Annotated in this window: 1 protein-coding gene; it reads right to left on the bottom strand. The window is 53.6% G+C overall.

The features are described from left to right. Positions 1-1335 (bottom strand): DNA polymerase III subunit gamma/tau (locus tag Q0144_RS05120; protein ID WP_298062316.1); only part of this gene is annotated, 1335 nt, incomplete at both ends.

The following is a 1335-nucleotide window of genomic DNA, read 5'->3' on the forward strand; positions in this document are numbered from 1 at the left end:
GCTCGAACTTTAAAAATTCCACGCACTTGCTAAATTTCTCGCCCAGATCGTAATCACGGTCGTAAATTTTGGCTAAAAAATTCTCGTAAATTTCATTTTGAGCGCCCGTTTTGACGGACGGGCTAGAATTTTTAGTCTGCGCCGCCGCGCTCGGTTTAATCTCGCTGCCTGCGTCAGGGCTCTGCTTTGCCGCACCGAAGTTTTGCGCAGGGCTCGCGGGGCGTTTTGCGCTCGTCGTAAGGCTAGGCACGCCACTTGTCGCGCTACCCTGGTCGCTTGACGCAAAAGTCGCGCCGCCCGGCTCGCTATTTGGCGCAAATCCCGCGCTTTGGTTGGAATTAGGTCTAAAATTCGGCGCGGAGCCTTGCGCGTTTAAATTAGGCGCCGAAGCAGAAGCATGGCCCTCGCCTTGATCAAGCGATCTGCCGACCTCTATGAGCTCGTCGATCTCGCGCAGATTGACCGCCTCCATCATCATAAAAATCATCATAGAAATCGCGTAGGTATTGTCCGGGCTGATGGCGAGCATGCTCTTGGCGCCCGCTAAAATGCGGAAAAACCGCTCATACATCAGCAGGCTGAATTTCGCGTCGCGGCGTAGGAATTTATCCTTTAAATTTGCGATCATCTCGTCGATTATCGTCTCAGCGTTGTAGTTTTCGACCTCTTTGATGATCTCGATCGCGCCCGCACGGTCTTGGCGCAGTACGACGTCTAAAATTTCGCCAATTTTAGCGGGATCGAGCAAGCCCAGCATATCGGCGATCGCGCGCTCGGTGATGCCTTCGCGGCTAAAGATAATCGCCTGATCAAGGAGCGTGAGCGTGTCTCGTAGCGAGCCCGAGCCGCTGCGCGCTAAAATTTCAAGCGCGCCCTCTTCGTAAGCGATGTTTTCAGTTTTTAAAATTTGCGCCAGATGCGCTACGACGGCGCTTTTGGCGATCGGCTTAAAGCGAAAGTGCTGAGTGCGCGATAGCACCGTGACGGGAAGCTTGAGCGGATCGGTAGTCGCAAGGATAAATTTTACGTAGCTAGGCGGCTCCTCAAGCGTCTTTAAAAGCGCGTTGGATGCCTCTTTGGTGAGCATATGCACCTCGTCGATAATGAAAATTTTAAAGCGCGCGCTTGCGGGATGATACTTCGTCTGCTCGATAAGCTCGCGGATATCGTCGATTTTGCGGTGGCTGGCGGCGTCCATCTCGATAATGTCGATGTGGCGCCCCTCGTTTGCCATTACGCAGTTATCGCAGACCTCGCACGGCTTGCCGGTGGGGCCTTTATCGCATAAAAGCGCTTTGGCAAAAATCCTAGCCGTCGAGGTTTTGCCGCTGCCGC

It is taken from the genome of uncultured Campylobacter sp., assembly GCF_938045345.1.
Taxonomy (GTDB): domain Bacteria; phylum Campylobacterota; class Campylobacteria; order Campylobacterales; family Campylobacteraceae; genus Campylobacter_B.